Origin of the sequence: Caulobacter sp. FWC2, assembly GCF_002742625.1 — a bacterium.
Lineage (GTDB): Bacteria > Pseudomonadota > Alphaproteobacteria > Caulobacterales > Caulobacteraceae > Caulobacter.
Genome location: NZ_PEBF01000001.1, coordinates 5,088,107 through 5,104,453 on the forward strand (window position 1 = coordinate 5,088,107; position 16,347 = coordinate 5,104,453).

Below are 16,347 nucleotides of genomic sequence, written 5' to 3' on the forward strand. Positions count from 1 at the left end.
GGACGTAAAGCGCCCCGCCCGGCCCTGAAGAGGCCGGACGGGGCGCTGACGCGAAGCCGCTCGTCGGGGAGGACTAGTACTTCACGTTGACGGTCAGGATCGCCTGGCGGCCCGGCGCCGGATCGGCGTGGTGAACGCCGTTGGTGCGCGCGATGTAGCGTTCATCCGTCAGGTTCTGGACGTTCAGCTGCAGGTCGACCTTCGGGTTGATGCTCCACGAGGCGAAGGCGTCGTAGCGCGTGTAGGACGGCGCATAGACCCGGTTCGCGCCACCGCCGGCCCCGCCCTGGTTGCCGCCGAAGCTGGTCGACACGTAGTAGGCGCCGCCGCCCAGGGCGATCTGGCGGGTGATCTTGTACGTCGTGAAGGTCGAGAAGGTGTGCTTGGGCGTGTTGGCCAGCGGGTCGCCCTGGTTGACGCCGGTATAGGCGCCGCGGACCAGCTCGCTGTCCATGTAGGTGTAGCCGCCGAACACCTGCCACTTCGGCGTGACGTTGCCCGAGAAGCCGAGCTCGAAGCCCTTGACCTCCACCTCGCCGACCTGGGCGTAGGTGTTGGCGTCGATCTGGATCTGGGCGTTCTTGCGAGTGGTCTTGAACGCGGCCGCCGACAGGGCCAGCGTGTCGTGGAACACATTGGCCTTGGCGCCCAGCTCGAAGCTTTCGCTGTCTTCAGGCTCCAGCTGGACCGTGGCCAGGTTGCCCGTGCCGGTCGAGGTGTTGCTGTTCTGGTCGCCGCCCGAGATGCCGGGAGGCGTCGACGAGGTGCCGTACGAGACATAGAGGCTGGAGCTTGCGGTCGGCTTGTAGACCAGGCCGGCCTGGTAGTTCGTGAAGTCCCACGAACCGCCGCGCGGCGTGTAGGTCACGGAGGTGACGACGCCGTTGGCGCTGGTCGAGGACGCGTCGACGCCACGGCTCTCGTAGCTGTCATGACGCAGGCCCAGGTTCAGCAGGATCTTGTCGCCGAACTTGATGGTGTCGAAGCCGTAGATCGCGGCCGTCTTGGTCAGGTTGCGCGTAAGCGGCCCCTTGTTCAGTGTGCCGACCCAGACGTCGTTGGCGTTAGGCTTGTAAACGAGCGTGCAGTCGCCGCCGCCGACGCTGGCCAAGGTAGCCGCCGCGATCACGAAGCCGGTCGGGCAGGCCGAGGTGGTCGTGCCGTAGGGCAGGTAGCTGGCGTTGCGATTTTCTTCGCGGCTCAGCTCGATGCCGATGTCGAAGCTGTGCTCCAGGCCGGCGAAGGTCTTCTTGCCGTGCAGGTCGGTGACGGCGGCCACCGTCTCGGTCGGGTTCCAGCGGCTCTTGGTGCCGCGCTTCATCCACCACTGCCCCTGGACGAACTGGGCCGCGCCGCCGTCGCCGGGGTTGGTGACCAGGTAGTCGTTCACGCTCTTCGAATAGCGAACCACCTGCCGGACGTTCAGGTCGTCATCAATCTTGTGGTCGATGGCGAAGGTGGCGATGTCCGACTGGGTCTTCTGGAAGTCGCGGCTCTTGATGCCGTAGAAGCTGCGACGGTCGACGTTCAGGATGCCCGAGGCCGTGCGCGGCTCGATCGTCTTGGTCAGCAACGGGATGCCGTAGTCGGGCGTCTGGTTGGTGTCGAGGTGATAGTAGGCCACGGTGATCTGGGTGTCGCCGTTCAGGCCGATGGCCAGCGACGGCGCGACACCCCAGCGGTCGAAGTCGACGGCCTTGCGGCCGGGAGTATTTCCCTGCGTACCCAGCACGTTCAGGCGCACCGCGACGCTGTCATTGATCGCGTAGTTCAGGTCGGCGGTGGCGCGGACATAGGCGTCCGTACCCATGCCGACCGAGCCGCGCGCGAAGGTGTCGGCCTTAGGGGTCTTGGACGACAGGTTGATGCTGCCGCCGCCCGAACCGCGGCCGCTATAGGCGCTGTCCGGGCCTTTCACGACCTCGACCTGCTCGAGATTGAAGATCTCGCGGGTCTGGCCGCCGCTGTCGCGGACGCCGTCGACGAAGATATTGTTGGCCGAGCTGGAGCCGCGGATGAACGGACGGTCGGCCAGCGGCTGGCCGCCTTCCCCAGCGCCGAAGGTGATGCCCGGTGAGGTGCGCAGGATGTCGGTCAGCGAAGTGGCGGCGGTCTGCTCGATGATCTTCGAGGTGATGACCGTCACGGACTTCGGGGTGTCGACCAGCGGCGCGGTGAACTTGCTCGACGACGGGTCGGCGACGCGGCGGGCGTCGATCTTGACGGTCGAGACCTCGGTATTGTCGTCGGCGGTCGGGACGGCGGCGGCCGGGGCGGTCGCGATCGGCGCGGCGGCGTCCGCCTCGCCCGCGACGGCGGCATGGGCCAGGCCCAGGCCCGCAAGGCCGGCGACGGCGGCAGCGCCCAGGGCGCGACGAGGCCGGCTTACAACGCCGACAGAGTTCGGATTACGCATGATCGTCCTTATTCCCCGAGGGCTCGCCGTAGGGCCCCTCCTGAAATTGCGACGCGTTCTTAGCGTTCCTGCAAAGCAGTCGCAATGATAATCGTTCTCAGTTGCGCGACGTGGCGGAAAGGCGACGCTTTGGACGCGGGGCGGTTCGCGCTGCCCGCGCCCGAGCGCGTCATGCTAGAGCTTGGGCCGCACGAATACGGAGCCTGCGCCATGCCCGACGCCAAGACCTGGATCGCCTTCACCTTGGTGTGCCTGGGGATGGCCCTGACCCCCGGACCGAACATGCTTTATCTGGTCAGCCGCTCGATCTGCCAGGGCCGCTGGGCGGGGATCGTGTCGCTGATCGGCACCGCGGCCGGCTTCGTGGTCTACCTGCTCTGCGCGGCGCTGGGCATCACAGCCCTACTGATGGCCGCCCCGATCGCCTATGACGTCCTGCGGTTCGGCGGCGCCCTCTATCTGGCGTGGCTGGCCTGGCAGGCGATCAAGCCCGGCGGCGCCTCGCCGTTCCAGGTTCGCGAGCTGCCCAAGGACAGTCCAGTCAAGCTGATCACGATGGGTTTCGTGACCAACATCCTGAACCCCAAGGCGGCGATGCTTTATCTGTCGCTGCTGCCGCAGTTCATCAGGCCCGAGCACGGCGGGGTCTTCACCCAGTCCCTGACCCTGGGCCTGTCCCAGATCGCCGTCAGCTTGACGGTGAACGGCGCGATCTGCCTGGCCGCCGGGACCATCGCCACCTTCCTGGCCACCCGGCCGAGCTTCGCCCTGATCCAACGCTGGCTGATGGCGACCGTGCTGGGCGGCCTGGCCGTACGGATGGCCACCGAGGCGCGGCGCTAGGCATCAGCAAAGGGTTTCTTGACGCCGACGACGGCGCGGGTCCCTATCCGCGCCGCTGTTCCGGAGTTCATGATGAAGACCGCCCTCGCCACCGCTTTCGCCGTCCTCACGCTCGCGACCGGCGCCCAGGCCGCAAACCTGAAGGCCTGCGCGGTTCCGCCCGTTGTGACCCCCGCACCGGCCGAGATCCCGCCGGCCGACGAAATCCACACCGACGTGCCGATCGCCGCCTATCTGCTGGCGCTGTTCTGGTCGCCCGAGGCCTGCCGCGCGGGCATCCCGGAGTCGGACAAGGTCATCCAGTGCCAGAACAATCATTTCGGCTTCACGGTGCACGGTCTGTGGCCGAACGGGCCGGACCGGATCCACCCGCGCTACTGCAAGCCCAGTCCGCCGATGAACCCGGCGACCGTGAAGGCCAATCTCTGCATGACCCCCTCGCCCTGGCTGCTGCAGCACGAGTGGCAGGCGCACGGCACGTGCAACTGGGACAGCCCCGAAGCCTATTTCAAGAAGGCCCAGAAGGTCCGCAAGGGCCTGAACGTGCCGGACCTTGCTCCCGCCGGCGACACCATTACCGCCGGCCAGATCCGCGACGCCTTCCTCAAGCACAACAAGGGCGTGACCCGCGACGGCCTCAATGTCCGCGTCAAGGACGGACGCCTGACCGAGGTCTGGGTCTGCCTGGATCTGAAGTTCAAGCCCGCCGCCTGCAGAGGTGGCAATGGCGCGCCTGACGCGGCGCAGGTGCGGGTGACGCCGAAGGGGTAATTTTCTTTCTTCGTGCAGACAAACGTCATCCCGCGCCTGAAACGCGGGATGACGGGTGTTGATCGCTGGGAGACTAGCCTTCGATGAAGGCCAGCAGGTCCTTGTTGATCGTCTCGGCCTCAGTGGTGGCCATGCCGTGCGGGAAGCCCGGATAGGTGATCAGCGTGCCGTTCTTCAGCAGCTTGATCGCCTGGCGGGCCGAGGCGTCGATCGGAACGACCTGGTCGTCCTCGCCATGCAGCACCAGAACCGGCACGTCGATGACCTTCAGGTCTTGCGTGAAGTCGGTCTCGGAGAAGGCCGCCACGCAGTCGTACAGCGCCTTGACGCCGGCCATCATACCCTGGCGCCACCAGTTGTCGATCACGCCTTGGCTGACCTGCGCGCCTTCGCGGTTGAAACCGTAGAAAGGACCGGCGGCAACGTCGCGGAAGAATTGGGCGCGGTTATAGGCCGTGCCGTTCCGGAAGCCGTCGAACACCTCCAGCGGCAGGCCGCCAGGATTGGCCTCGGTCTTCAGCATCAGCGGCGTCACGGCGCCGACCAGCACGGCCTTGGCGACACGGCCAGGCTCAGCCCGGGCCACATAATGAGCGACTTCGCCGCCGCCGGTCGAGTGACCAATGTGGATGGCGTTCTTCAGGTCGAGATGCTTGGCCAGAGCGATGACGTCGGCGGCATAGGTGTCCATCTCATTGCCGGTGTCGGTCTGGCTGGACCGGCCGTGGCCGCGGCGGTCATGGGCGATGACGCGATAGCCCTTGGCCAGGAAGAACATCATCTGCGCATCCCAATCGTCCGACGACAGGGGCCAGCCATGGTGGAAGACGATCGGCTGGGCGGTCTTGGAACCCCAGTCCTTGAAGAAGATCTGGGCGCCGTCGTTGGTGGTGAGATAGCCGCTGCTCATGTCCGTTTTCCCTCTGGCTGGGAGGCCGTCTGGCCCGTCCCGTTGTTCCGATGAGGAGAGAATGAACGCGGACGATCAGCGCGGATATGGAAACTATGGAAATCCATTGTTTCCAATTTCAACCTTTATCCGCCGACGCCCTTCAACACCCAGTCGTAGCGCTGAGCCGGCTGGTAACCGACGATCGGACTGGCGCGGACGATCTCCCGCAGGTTCTCGTCGAGATCGCGCATAACGACGTCGATCAGAGAACTGCGCGCCACTCGGATCGCCTCGTCCCTGGGCGCGGTCCTGGCGCAGGCCGGACAGCGCGCGGCAAAGCCATCGCCCTCTCGCACAACCTGGACATCGACCCGGCACGCTCCGCACTGAACGACATGGTCGGCCATCGCTCACCTCCTGCTCCGCAACCCAGAATGGAACAAAAAGTGAACAATGGGAAGCCCAAACGCAAAACGGGCGGCCCCTTTCGGAGCCGCCCGCCTGATCGCGTCCAGAAAGGGGACGGAAGGGGCTTACGCCTCTTCGGTCGCGCCTTCCTTCTTGGTCAGGTCTTCGCCGGTCTCTTGGTCGACGACCTTCATCGACAGCTTGGTCTTGCCGCGATCGTCGAAGCCCAGGAGCTTCACCTTGACGATCTGGCCTTCCTTCAGCACGTCCGACGGCTTGGCGACGCGTTCGTTGCTGATCTGGCTGACGTGGACGAGGCCGTCCTTGGCGCCGAAGAAGTTCACGAAGGCGCCGAAGTCGACGACCTTCACGACCTTGCCGTCGTAGATCTTGCCCACTTCAGCTTCGTCGGTGATCGACTTGATCCAGTCGATCGCGGCCTTGATCTTGGCGCCGTCCGAGGCCGAGACCTTCACGGTGCCTTCGTCGTTGATGTCGACCTTGGCGCCGGTGGTGGCGACGATCTCGCGGATCACCTTGCCGCCCGAACCGATCACTTCACGGATCTTGTCGGTCGGGATGGTGATGGTCTCGATCTTCGGAGCGTAGTCGCCAACGTCGTCACGCGGGGCGTCCATGGCCTTGTTCATCTCGCCCAGGATGTGGGCGCGACCTTCGTGAGCCTGGGCCAGGGCCTGCTTCATGATCTCCGGGGTGATGCCGGCGATCTTGATGTCCATCTGCAGCGAGGTCAGGCCTTCGCTGGTGCCTGCGACCTTGAAGTCCATGTCGCCCAGGTGATCTTCGTCACCCAGGATGTCCGACAGAACCGCGAAGCCGTCCTTTTCCAGGATCAGGCCCATGGCGATGCCCGAGACCGGACGGATCAGCGGCACGCCGGCGTCCATCATGGCCAGCGACGAACCGCAGACCGTGGCCATCGAGGACGAGCCGTTCGACTCGGTGATCTCCGAGACCAGGCGGATCGTGTAGGGGAAGTCTTCCTTGGCCGGCAGCATCGGACGCAGGGCGCGCCAGGCCAGCTTGCCGTGGCCGATTTCGCGGCGGCCCGGGCTGCCCATACGGCCGGTTTCACCGACGCTGTAGGGAGGGAAGTTGTAGTGCAGCAGGAAGGATTCCTTGTAGGTGCCTTCCAGGGCGTCGATGAACTGCTCGTCGTCGCCGGTGCCCAGGGTGGCGACCACGATCGCCTGGGTCTCGCCGCGGGTGAACAGGGCCGAGCCGTGGGTGCGCGGCAGGATGCCGACTTCACCCAGGATCGGACGGACGGTGCGGACGTCGCGGCCGTCGATGCGGATGCCGGTGTCGAGGATCGAGCGACGGACGATGTCCGCTTCCAGTTCCTTGAAGACCGAAACCAGCTTCAGCGGGTCGATGCCGGCCGGGTTGGTGTCGCTCTTGGCGAAGGTCTCGATGGCCTTGGTCTTGGCGGCGCCCAGGGCGGCGACGCGTTCGGCCTTGCCACGGATGGTGTAGGCGTCGGCCAGGTCCTTGCCGACGGCCTTCTTCACTTCGGCCTTCAGGGCGTCGGTGTCTTCCGGTTGGAAGTCGAAGGGCTCCTTGGCGGCGTGCTCGGCCAGGTCGATGATCGCGTCGATCACCGTCTGCATTTCCTTGTGGGCGAAGTTGACGCCGCCCAGCACGATCTCTTCCGAGAGCTCTTGGATTTCCGATTCAACCATCATCACGGCGTCGGCGGTGCCGGCCACGACGAGGTCCATCTTGCTTTCCTTCAGCTCGTCGAGCGTCGGGTTCAGCACGTAGCCGCCATCGACGTAACCGACGCGCGCGGCGCCGATCGGGCCCATGAACGGAGCGCCCGACAGGACCAGGGCGGCCGAGGCGGCGACCATGCCCAGGATGTCGGGATCGTTCTCGAGGTCGTGCTGCAGCACGGTGACGACGACCTGGACTTCGTTCTTGAAGCCCTTGACGAACAGCGGACGGATCGGACGGTCGATCAGGCGGGAGACCAGGGTCTCCTTTTCCGACGGACGGCCTTCGCGCTTGAAGAAGCCGCCCGGGATCTTGCCGGCCGCGAAGGTCTTTTCTTGATAGTTGACCGTCAGCGGGAAGAAATCTTGACCGGGCTTCGCCTTCTTGGCGAACACGGCGGTGGCCAGGACGACGGTTTCGCCCATGGTGGCCAGAACGGCGCCGTCGGCTTGACGGGCGATGCGACCGGTTTCGAGGACCAGCGTCTTGCCGCCCCACTCGATCGTCTTGCGCTTGATATCGAACATTTTTGCTTCTTTCGGTTCCGAAGGACCCATTTCCTTCAGGACGGACAGGGGCGGGCGGCCGAAGGGCGGTCCCGAGATTTCCTCATCCAGTTCGACAGGCGTCCGAAGATCGTGATCCCCGGTTTACGTGTTCGGATCGCGCATACAGCGGACCCGCGGCAACCTTTCGTTTCGGCCTGTCTCGAAACGAAGGCTTAGACTTGTCGCGTGACGAATATCGAAGCCGGAAGCCACTTTCGGCAAACCAGTTCGACCGACACGCTCCAAAAAGCATTCGGCCGCTCTACGAAAGCAGAGCGGCCGAATTGTGCCTTAGCGACGCAGACCCAGCTTTTCGATCAGGGCCTGATAGCGACCGGCGTCGGACTTCTTCAGGTGGTCGAGAAGCCGGCGACGCTGGGAAACCAGCTTCAGCAGGCCACGACGGCTGTGGTTGTCCTTCTTGTGCGTCTTGAAGTGCTCGGTCAGGTTCGAGATGCGTTCCGAGAGGATCGCGACCTGGACTTCAGCGCTGCCGGTGTCGCCAGTGGTGCGGGCGTGTTCGGCGATGAGAGCGGCTTTGCGCTCGATGGTGATCGACATCGGGTTGTCTCCGCTCAGGTGAGTTGGAAGACCCGCACCGGATTGAGCTTTCCGGCGCGCATCTCGCACAGGGCCACCAACCTGTCGCCGGAGATGGCGGAAACGGTGCGATCGCCGGGCGTGAGCTCGGCTTTCAGCGTTTCTACCTGCCTCGGGAGCAGGACGATGGCGCGTCCCTGTGCAAGCCGGAAGGCGTCTTCGTCGGTCACGGCCAACGCCGGGATGTCGTCCAGCGCGGTCTCGACCGGAAGCAATGCCTCCGACAGCCGGGCCTCATAGCTCAAATTCTCAAGGGTTTCCAGCGATATCGAGGTCGCCTCGGCAAACCCGCCCACCCGTGTCCGGCGCAGGTCGGCGACGTGACCGCAGGTTCCCAGCGCCTTGGCCAGGTCCCGGACCACGGCCCGGACATAGGTGCCCTTGCCGCATTCCATCTCCAGGGTGACGTGGTCGGCGTCGGCCTGCTCGACAACCTTCAGGTCGAAGATGTTGACCTTGCGGGTCGGCAGTTCGAATTCCACGCCGTCACGGGCCAGGTCATAGGCGCGCTCGCCGTCGACCTTGATGGCCGAGAAGTTCGGCGGGATCTGGTCGACCTCGCCGATGAAGGCCGGCAAGGCGGCCTCGACCTGCTCCCGGGTCGGACGCACGTCGGAGGTTCCCGTCGTCTCGCCCTCGCGATCCAGGGTCGTGGTGTCGCGGCCCCAGGCGATGGTGAAGCGATAGGCCTTGTCGGCGTCCATCAGGAACGGAACGGTCTTGGTCGCCTCGCCCAGGGCGATGGGCAAGATCCCCGTGGCCAGAGGGTCCAGCGTGCCGGCGTGGCCGCCCTTCTGGGCGTTGAAGGCGCGACGCACCCGGCTGACGGCCGAGGTCGAGGTAAGGTCATAGGGCTTGTCCAGGCAGATCCAGCCCGAGACGGCGTCGCCCTTCTTGCGGCGCGCCATGCCTAGGCCTCGTCCCCTTGGTCGTCATCGTCGCCCTGGACGTCCGCCAGGGTGCGCACGTCCTGCTGCACGCGCGGATCGTCGAACAGGCGGTCCATATAGGCCGCCGCGCCGAAGCTTTCGTCGTGGATGAACTTGAGGTCCGGCGTGAACTTCATGTCGATCACCTTGCCCAGGCGCCCGCGCAGGAAGCTAGCCCCCCGGTTCAGGGCCTTCATGACCTCTTTGATGTCCTCATCCCCGCGGCCAGCCTCGCCCTTCAAGCCGGCGCCCAGGGGTTCGACGAAGCAGACGGCGTGCCGCAGGTCGGGGCTCATCCGCACTTCCGACACCGTGAAAGAGACGTTGACCAGCACCGGGTCGGCCAGGCCTTCCTCGCGGAAGACATCGACCAGGGCGTGGCGGATCAGTTCGCCGGCGCGGAGCTGGCGTTGCGAAGGGCCCGTCGGGGAGGCCTTCTTGGTTTCGGCCTTTTTGGGGCCCGATAGGCGCTTCATGGCGCGGAATCCTTGTGGCCCGGCCGGCGGATCGAACGCCGGTCGCGGGGAAAATCGGAAGGCGGGGTGTCTAGGCTTCCAAACGCTAGAAGTCCAGTCCGGTCTCCTTCTCCCGCCCAAGCCCCGCGGGGTGTTCCTGCCGAGCCCCCCTACTCCTCCCGCAACTCCAGCGCCGTGAACGGCGCCTGGCCGCGTTCGATGCGGATCAGGTCCAGAACCCCGACGATCTGGCGTGAGCGCCATTGACCTTGAAGGTAGGAGATCGGACCCAGGGTGACGCCCGCCGCGACCTGGATCGCCACGGTGCTGTGCTGACGAATGAAGCTCAGCATGCTGTCGCCCGCCAGGTCCGCCATGATGGCCGCGATGGTCAACGGTACGGTCAGGTAGAAGACCACCACCGCCCGCACCATCTGGTCGTGACGACGGGCGTTGAGGCTGGCCAGGGCCGAGAGGGCGTCGAACGTGGCGTCGTCGATCCCGTCCAGCAGCGCGAAGGCCTTTACCGTCGAAGGGTTCTTGCGAAAGCCGTTGAGGAAGTCGACGCCCATGTAGCCCCAGGCGCCGGGCGTATAGAACGCCTCCAGGAACAGGTTCCAGGCCGGGAACAGGCGCTTTAGCTTGTCCCAAAGCGCCCAGGCCTCGGCGGCCTCGCCCCTCGCCGTCACCGTAGTACCCTTCGCCATACCGCCCCCGCACTCAACCTTTAGGAAAGGTCTAAGCAGCCGGCCCGGCGATGTCGATCCGCGTCCATCCGGAATTGGCTCAGGACTTCGACGACAGGTCCGGGCGCGAGGCCAGGAAGGCAGCCTTTTCTGCGGGCGTCAGCACCTTGGCGGTCTGACGCCGCGCCACCTTCGGCGTGGGTCGGGCATAGGTCTCGGCGGTCGACGCGGGCTTGAGGTCGGCCAGACGCTTGATGGGCGGCTTCATGTCGTTCCTCGTTTGCGGGGCGAGTCTAGACGGTGATCCATGACGCCCGCAAGACGCCCTTACCGCGCCACGCTGGCCCGCGCGCGCTTCAGGCCCAGGCGGGAGCCCGGCGCGGAGGCCTCGTTCTCCTCCAGGGCCGCCAGAAGGTCGGCCTTGACGGCCGTGACCTTGCGGGCCTCGGTCAGCTTTCCGCCCTCCTGCGTCTGGACGTAGAAGGCGTCGACCGCCCGCTCGCCATAGCCGTCGATATGGGCCGACTGGATGGAGAGGCCGTTGTCGGCCAGGGTCTTGGCCAGGGCGTGCAGCAGGCCGGGCCGGTCGCGGCCCGAGGCCTCGACCACCGTGGCGTCGTTGGAGGCCTCGTTGTCGACCGTCACGGTCGGCGCGATCGAGAAGGCGGCGGCGCGGGACTGCTCGGAGCCCCGGCGCGGCTCGACGCCCAGCGGCTCGCCCTTGCCGGCCGCTTCCAGCGCGTCGGCCAGGCGGCGCAGGGCGCGGGGGTTCTCGCAGCCGAACGGCGCGCCAGTCACGTCCTGGACGTAGAAGACGTCTAGCGCCTGGCCCTGACGGGAAGTGAAGACCCGAGCCCCGACGACATTGCCGCCCAGGGCCGAGATGGCCATGGCGAGGTCGGCGAACAGGCCGCGACGGTCCTTGGCCGCGACCACGATCTCGGCGGCGTTCTGGCCCTGCTGCACCCGGCCCTCGGCGGCGGCCCCGCCCTGGATGGCTGCGCGGCGGGCCAGGGCGGCGTGCTCGAACAGCTCGTCCTGCGGGAAGGCGCTGAAATAGGCGTTTTCCATCGCCGACACCCAGCCCTTGGCGGCCGGATCGATCTCCAGCAGCGTGGCGCGGGCGGCCTCGGCCAGGCTTTCCTGGTGGCGCAGGACGTTAGCGGCGGCGTCACTGCCGCGCCCACCCCGGAAAACGGCTTCGGTGGCGTTGTAGAGCTCGCGCAGCAGTTGGCCCTTCCAGCCGTTCCAGACCCCCGGCCCGACGGCGCGGATGTCGGCGACAGTGATAACCAGCAGCAGGCGCAGGCGCTCGGGGTTCTCGACGATGCGCGCGAAGGCGGCGACGGTGCCGGGGTCGGCGACGTCGCGCTTCTGGGCGAAGTCGCTCATGACCAGGTGGTTCTCGACCAGCCAAGCGACCAGCTCGACCTTGGTGCGGTCCACGCCCATCCGCTCGCAGGCGCTGCGGGCGGCGCGGGCGCCGGCCTTCTCCTGGCCGCCGACCCCGCCCTTGCCGGTGTCGTGCAGCAGCATGGCCAGGAACAGGGCCTCGCGGTCCTCGATCAGCGGCATGATCGAGACGGCCAGCGGATGGTCGTCGACCAGCCGGCCGGCGGCCATGTCGCCGATCAGCCCGACGGCCCGCAGGGTGTGCTCATCCACCGTGTACGAGTGGTACATGTTGAACTGCATCTGGGCCACGATCCGGCCGAACTCCGGCACGAAGCGGCCCAGGACCCCGGCGTCGTTCATCAGGGTCAGGGTGCGATAGCTGCGCTTGCCCCGCGCCAGCAGGTCCAGGAACGCGCGGCAGGCCTCGGGGGCGCGACGCACCTTGGAGGTGATCAGCGACAGACTCCGGGTCACCGCTGTGAAGGCGTCCGGATGCAGGTCGAGGTCGCGCTCGTCGGCGATCTTGAACAGGCGGATCAGGTTGACGGGATCGGCCTCGAAGACCGCCAGCCCGTCGATGTTCAGGCGACCGTTGTCCTCGAAGAAGCCCTCGACGTCCAAGGCCTTGCGCTTGGGACGGCCGCCCGGCAGGAACCGCGAGATGCCCTTGGGCTCGTTCTTGAAATGCTCGGCTTCCAGCTTGGCCGAGAAGGCGCGGGTCAAGGCCCCGACCTCCTTGGCGATCAGGAAGTAGCGGCGCATGAAGCGCTCGACCGCCGGCGCGTCGCCCCGGTCCCCATAGCCCATGCGGCGGGCGATTTCCGGCTGCAGATCGAAGGTCAGCCGCTCCTCGGGCCGGCCCGTCGTGAAGTGCAGGTGGGCGCGCACCGCGTGCAGGAAATCGAAGGCGCGGATGAAGGCCTTGGTCTCGCGCGTCGAGAACACCTCCATCTTGAAGACGTCCTCCGGACGGTCGACCGGGTGCAGATATTCGGCGATCCACATCAGGGTGTGGAGGTCGCGCAGGCCGCCCTTACCTTCCTTGACGTTGGGCTCGACCATGTAGCGGCTGGTCCCGGCCCGGGCCTGGCGGTCGTCGCGTTCCTTGAGCTTGGCGGCGACGAACTGGGCGCCCGTGCCCTTCATCACGTCGTCGCGGTAACGGCGCTTGAGCTCAGCGGCCAGGCGCTCGTCGCCGGTCAGGCGGCGGGCCTCCAGGATCGAGGTGCGGATCGTAAAGTCTTCCTTCGAGAGACGCACGCACTCCTCGATGGTCCGCGAGGCGTGGCCGACCTTGAAGCCCAGGTCCCACAGCGCATAGAGCATGAACTCGATCACGCTCTCGGCGTGCGGCGTCTGCTTGTAGGGCCGCAGGAACAACAGATCGATGTCGCTGAACGGGGCAAGGGTGCCCCGGCCATAGCCGCCGACGGCCAGCAGGCACAGGCGCTCGCCCTCGGTCGGGTTGCGGGCCCGGAAGACGTGCACCGTCGTGAAGTCATAGAGGGCGGTGATCACCTCGTCGGTGACGCCGCTGATCAGACGGGCGGTCTCGACGCCGCTGGCGCCGTTCTCCAGCCGCTCCTTGGCGATCATCCGGCCGCGAAACAGCGCCTGCTTAAGGATGTCGATGGCCCGGGCGCGCTGTTCGGCCTCGTTGCCGATGGCGTCCAGGGCGGCGGCGGACAGACGCGCACGCAGGGCATGCCCGTCGACGACGTGTTCCAGGCGGGTGGGGCGAAGGCGACGAGGCATGATGGAGATATGGTTACCACAGCGTGACAGCCAAAAGTGGAAGCCGGTTTTGGCGACCGTCACGCTGCCACTAAAGACTCTAGGCCCTGAGCAGACCCTTAAGACGATAGAGGGCTTCCAGGGCCTCGCGCGGACTCATTCCGTCAACATCGAGGTCGGCCAGAGAGTCCTCGACGACGCTCGGCGCCGCTTTGGCGGGCGCCCCCATGGACGTCGAGACGACTGCCTGACTCACCGCGAACAGCGGCAGGTCGTCCAGCTTGGCCGGCGACTGGTCCTTGCTCTCCAGGCGGTCCAGCACCTCGCGGGCGCGGATCACCACCGGGGTCGGCACGCCGGCCAGCTTGGCCACCTGCACGCCGTAAGAGCGGTCAGCTGGCCCCGGCGCGGCCTCGTGCAGGAAGACAAGGTCGCCGTTCCACTCCTTGGCCCGCAGGGAGAGGTTGGAGACGTGCGCCATCCGCTCTTCCAGGGTCGCCAGCTCGTGATAGTGCGTGGCGAACAAGGCGCGGCTCTTGTTGGTGTCGTGCAGGGCCTCGGCGCAGGCCCAGGCGATGGCCAGGCCGTCATAGGTGGCCGTGCCCCGGCCGATCTCGTCCAGGATCACCAGGCTGCGCGGCCCGGCCTGGGTCAGGATGGCGGCGGTCTCGACCATCTCCATCATGAAGGTCGAGCGGCCGCGTGCCAGGTCGTCGCCCGCGCCGACGCGGCTGAACAGCCGGTCGACGACGCCCAGACGGAAGCTGGCGGCGGGCACGTAGCAGCCGGACTGGGCCAGGATCGCCAGCAGGGCGTTCTGGCGCAGGAAGGTCGACTTACCGGCCATGTTCGGGCCGGTGACGATCGACAGCCGCGCGCCGGTCTCGCCCGAGGCGTCCAGGCAGCAGTCGTTGGGGGTGTAGGGGTCGCCGGCCCGCTTGACGGCGGCTTCCACCACCGGGTGGCGGGCGCCCTTGGCGTCAAAGGCGTAGGACATATCGACGATCGGCCGCACCGCGCCGGAGTCCTCGGCCCATTCGGCGAGGCTGGAGGCCACGTCCAGGCGCGCCAGGGCCTCGGCGGCGATCTGGATGGCGTCGGCGTGGGCGCGGGCCTGTTCGCGCCAGTCCTCGAAGGCGGCGACCTCCATGGCCAGGGCCCGCTCGGCGGCCTGGGCGATGCGGGCGTCAAGGTCGGCCAGCTCCACCGTCGTGAAGCGCACCTGGTTGGCCAGGGTCTGGCGGTGGATGAAGGTCGCGTTCAGCGGCGGCTGGAACAGCGGATCGGCCTTGCCGGCCGTGGCCTCGACGAAGTAGCCCAGCACGCCGTTGTGGCGAATCTTCAGCGGCACGCCGCTCTCAGCCATCAGCTGGGCTTCCAGGGCGATGATCACCTTGCGGCTGTCGTCGCGCAGGCCGCGCGCCTGGTCCAGCTCCGGCCGGATGCCCGCAGCGACGAAGCCGCCGTCGCGGGCCAGGGCCGGCAGATCAGGGCCCAGGCCCTGCTCCAGCGTGTTCAGGAATTGCGACAGGCCCTCGTGCAGCGAGGGGGTCAGCGCCTTGAAGGCGTGCTCCAGCTCGAACGGCGGCGGCGACAGCGGATCGGGAGCCCCGCCCGCCATACCGGCCAGGCGCTCGCCGCACTTCAGGGTGTCGCGCAGGCACCCCAGATCGCGCGGCCCGCCTCGGCCCAGCGCCAGACGAGACAGCGCGCGGGCCATGTCGCCCGACCCTTTCAGCACCTCCCGCAGGCGCTGGCGCAGAGGGCGATGCTCGACGAACCAAGCCACGGCGTCCAGGCGCTGGTCGATGGCGGCGACGTCCAGCAGCGGCCGAGCCAGGCGCGAGGCCAGCATCCGGGCCCCGCCCGAGGTCACGGTGCGGTCAATCACCGCCAGCAGCGAGCCGTCACGGCCGCCCGTCTGGGTGCGGTCGATCTCCAGACTACCGCGCGTGGCCGGGTCGATGGCCATCACGTCCGCTTCCGCCGCGCGACGCGGCGCCCGCAGGGCCGGCAGCTTGCCGGCCTGGGTCATTTCCAGGTGGGCGGCGATCAGGCCCAGCGCCCCGATCTCGGCCGGGGTCAGCCCGCCAAAGCCGTCCAGGGTGTCGACGCCGTAGAGGCGCTTGACCCGCGCTTCCGAAGCCTGCGGCTCCGACAGCGCCGAGGGCATCGGCTGCACAAGGCCGCCGCAGATCTTCAGGGTCTGAGACAGGGCGTCGTCGGACAGCAGGCGGTCGGCGACCAGGGTCTCGGACGGGGCCAGGGCCGCCAGGATCGGGGCGACGGCCTCATTGGCCACGGCGAACACCTCGACCTCGCCGGTCGACAGCTCGACCGAGGCCACCGCCGCCTGGCCCGCGCGGATCGCGACGGCGGCCAGGCGGTTGGCGCCGCGCGCGTCCAGCAGGCCGTCCTCGGTCAGGGTGCCCGGCGTCACCACCCGGACGATGTCCCGGCGGACCACCGACTTGGAGCCGCGCTTCTTGGCCTCGGCCGGGTCTTCCATCTGCTCGCAGACGGCGACCTTGAAGCCCATGCGGATCAGCTTGGACAGATAGGCCTCGGCCGCGTGTTGCGGCACGCCGGCCATCGGGATCGGCTGGCCGTTGTGGGTTCCCCGGAACGTCTGGCTGATGCCCAGAGCGGCGGCGGCCTTGTAGGCGTCATCGAAGAACAGCTCATAGAAATCGCCCATGCGGAAGAAGATCAACGCATCGGGCTGCCGCGCCTTCATCTCGAAGAACTGCTGCATCACCGGCGTCGCGCCAGTGGGGTCGAGCAGGTGGGCAGGGGTCGGCGTCGCGTGGGCGTTCATGGCGCCGGAAAGTACAGAGCGTCGCGCCTCGCGTTAAGAGTCGGCGTTAAGGAAATCGGGGGACGAAACACTGTGCGGCCAACTTCCGAAGCCGCTTGACGGGCTATCGACGCCC

At 67.2% G+C, this 16,347-nt stretch carries 13 protein-coding genes; 2 read left to right on the forward strand and 11 right to left on the reverse strand.

Annotated features, from left to right (window positions below; genetic code table 11):
* Positions 1–73 precede the first annotated feature (73 nt).
* Complete coding sequence (locus tag CSW62_RS24005) at positions 74–2,416, reverse strand: TonB-dependent siderophore receptor (protein ID WP_099581980.1); 2,343 nt, start codon at positions 2,414–2,416, stop codon at positions 74–76.
* 210 nt (positions 2,417–2,626) lie between these two features.
* Between CSW62_RS24005 and CSW62_RS24010 the strand changes: the two genes are divergently transcribed.
* Both CSW62_RS24010 and CSW62_RS24015 read left to right on the forward strand, forming a co-directional pair.
* Complete coding sequence (locus CSW62_RS24010; RefSeq protein WP_099582448.1) at positions 2,627–3,259, forward strand: LysE family translocator; 633 nt, start codon at positions 2,627–2,629, stop codon at positions 3,257–3,259.
* Positions 3,260–3,331: 72 nt separating this feature from the next.
* On the forward strand, positions 3,332–4,030 hold the full coding sequence (locus CSW62_RS24015) for a ribonuclease T2 (RefSeq protein WP_099581981.1): 699 nt from the start codon (positions 3,332–3,334) through the stop codon (positions 4,028–4,030).
* Between the two features lie 73 nt (positions 4,031–4,103).
* On the opposite strand, the gene CSW62_RS24020 is transcribed toward CSW62_RS24015, so the two are convergent.
* From CSW62_RS24020 to mutS, 10 genes are all read right to left on the reverse strand, one after another.
* Positions 4,104–4,940, reverse strand: a complete 837-nt coding sequence (locus CSW62_RS24020; protein ID WP_099581982.1) for an alpha/beta fold hydrolase — start codon at positions 4,938–4,940, stop codon at positions 4,104–4,106.
* A gap of 125 nt (positions 4,941–5,065) precedes the next feature.
* Entirely contained in the window at positions 5,066–5,329 is a 264-nt protein-coding gene (locus CSW62_RS24025; protein ID WP_099581983.1) for a hypothetical protein, read from the reverse strand.
* 126 nt (positions 5,330–5,455) lie between these two features.
* Positions 5,456–7,594, reverse strand: a complete 2,139-nt coding sequence (gene pnp / locus CSW62_RS24030; RefSeq protein ID WP_099581984.1) for a polyribonucleotide nucleotidyltransferase — start codon at positions 7,592–7,594, stop codon at positions 5,456–5,458.
* A gap of 312 nt (positions 7,595–7,906) precedes the next feature.
* Positions 7,907–8,176, reverse strand: coding sequence for a 30S ribosomal protein S15 (rpsO, locus tag CSW62_RS24035; RefSeq protein WP_099581985.1), 270 nt, complete (start codon positions 8,174–8,176; stop codon positions 7,907–7,909).
* 14 nt (positions 8,177–8,190) lie between these two features.
* Positions 8,191–9,123 carry a tRNA pseudouridine(55) synthase TruB gene (truB, locus tag CSW62_RS24040; RefSeq protein WP_099581986.1) on the reverse strand — a complete coding sequence of 311 codons (933 nt, stop codon included), beginning with the start codon at positions 9,121–9,123 and terminating at the stop codon, positions 8,191–8,193.
* Positions 9,124–9,125: 2 nt separating this feature from the next.
* A complete protein-coding gene (gene rbfA, locus CSW62_RS24045; RefSeq protein WP_099581987.1) occupies positions 9,126–9,620 on the reverse strand; it encodes a 30S ribosome-binding factor RbfA in 495 nt (164 codons plus the stop codon).
* Between the two features lie 149 nt (positions 9,621–9,769).
* Positions 9,770–10,306, reverse strand: a complete 537-nt coding sequence (locus tag CSW62_RS24050; RefSeq protein ID WP_143324450.1) for a hypothetical protein — start codon at positions 10,304–10,306, stop codon at positions 9,770–9,772.
* Between the two features lie 79 nt (positions 10,307–10,385).
* On the reverse strand, positions 10,386–10,553 hold the full coding sequence (locus CSW62_RS26675; RefSeq protein WP_199170684.1) for a hypothetical protein: 168 nt from the start codon (positions 10,551–10,553) through the stop codon (positions 10,386–10,388).
* Positions 10,554–10,612: 59 nt separating this feature from the next.
* Positions 10,613–13,435, reverse strand: coding sequence for a [protein-PII] uridylyltransferase (locus tag CSW62_RS24055; protein ID WP_099581989.1), 2,823 nt, complete (start codon positions 13,433–13,435; stop codon positions 10,613–10,615).
* A gap of 79 nt (positions 13,436–13,514) precedes the next feature.
* On the reverse strand, positions 13,515–16,232 hold the full coding sequence (mutS, locus tag CSW62_RS24060; protein ID WP_099581990.1) for a DNA mismatch repair protein MutS: 2,718 nt from the start codon (positions 16,230–16,232) through the stop codon (positions 13,515–13,517).
* Between the last annotated feature and the right edge of the window lie 115 nt (positions 16,233–16,347).

Coding starts and splice junctions, on each gene's coding strand:
- CSW62_RS24005 (WP_099581980.1), bottom strand. CDS start 2,416: ATGCGTAATCCGAACTCTGTCGGCGTTGTAAGCCGGCCTCGTCGCGCC.
- CSW62_RS24010 (WP_099582448.1), top strand. CDS start 2,627: ATGCCCGACGCCAAGACCTGGATCGCCTTCACCTTGGTGTGCCTGGGG.
- CSW62_RS24015 (WP_099581981.1), top strand. CDS start 3,332: ATGAAGACCGCCCTCGCCACCGCTTTCGCCGTCCTCACGCTCGCGACC.
- CSW62_RS24020 (WP_099581982.1), bottom strand. CDS start 4,940: ATGAGCAGCGGCTATCTCACCACCAACGACGGCGCCCAGATCTTCTTC.
- CSW62_RS24025 (WP_099581983.1), bottom strand. CDS start 5,329: ATGGCCGACCATGTCGTTCAGTGCGGAGCGTGCCGGGTCGATGTCCAG.
- pnp (WP_099581984.1), bottom strand. CDS start 7,594: ATGTTCGATATCAAGCGCAAGACGATCGAGTGGGGCGGCAAGACGCTG.
- rpsO (WP_099581985.1), bottom strand. CDS start 8,176: ATGTCGATCACCATCGAGCGCAAAGCCGCTCTCATCGCCGAACACGCC.
- truB (WP_099581986.1), bottom strand. CDS start 9,123: ATGGCGCGCCGCAAGAAGGGCGACGCCGTCTCGGGCTGGATCTGCCTG.
- rbfA (WP_099581987.1), bottom strand. CDS start 9,620: ATGAAGCGCCTATCGGGCCCCAAAAAGGCCGAAACCAAGAAGGCCTCC.
- CSW62_RS24050 (WP_143324450.1), bottom strand. CDS start 10,306: ATGGCGAAGGGTACTACGGTGACGGCGAGGGGCGAGGCCGCCGAGGCC.
- CSW62_RS26675 (WP_199170684.1), bottom strand. CDS start 10,553: ATGAAGCCGCCCATCAAGCGTCTGGCCGACCTCAAGCCCGCGTCGACC.
- CSW62_RS24055 (WP_099581989.1), bottom strand. CDS start 13,435: ATGCCTCGTCGCCTTCGCCCCACCCGCCTGGAACACGTCGTCGACGGG.
- mutS (WP_099581990.1), bottom strand. CDS start 16,232: ATGAACGCCCACGCGACGCCGACCCCTGCCCACCTGCTCGACCCCACT.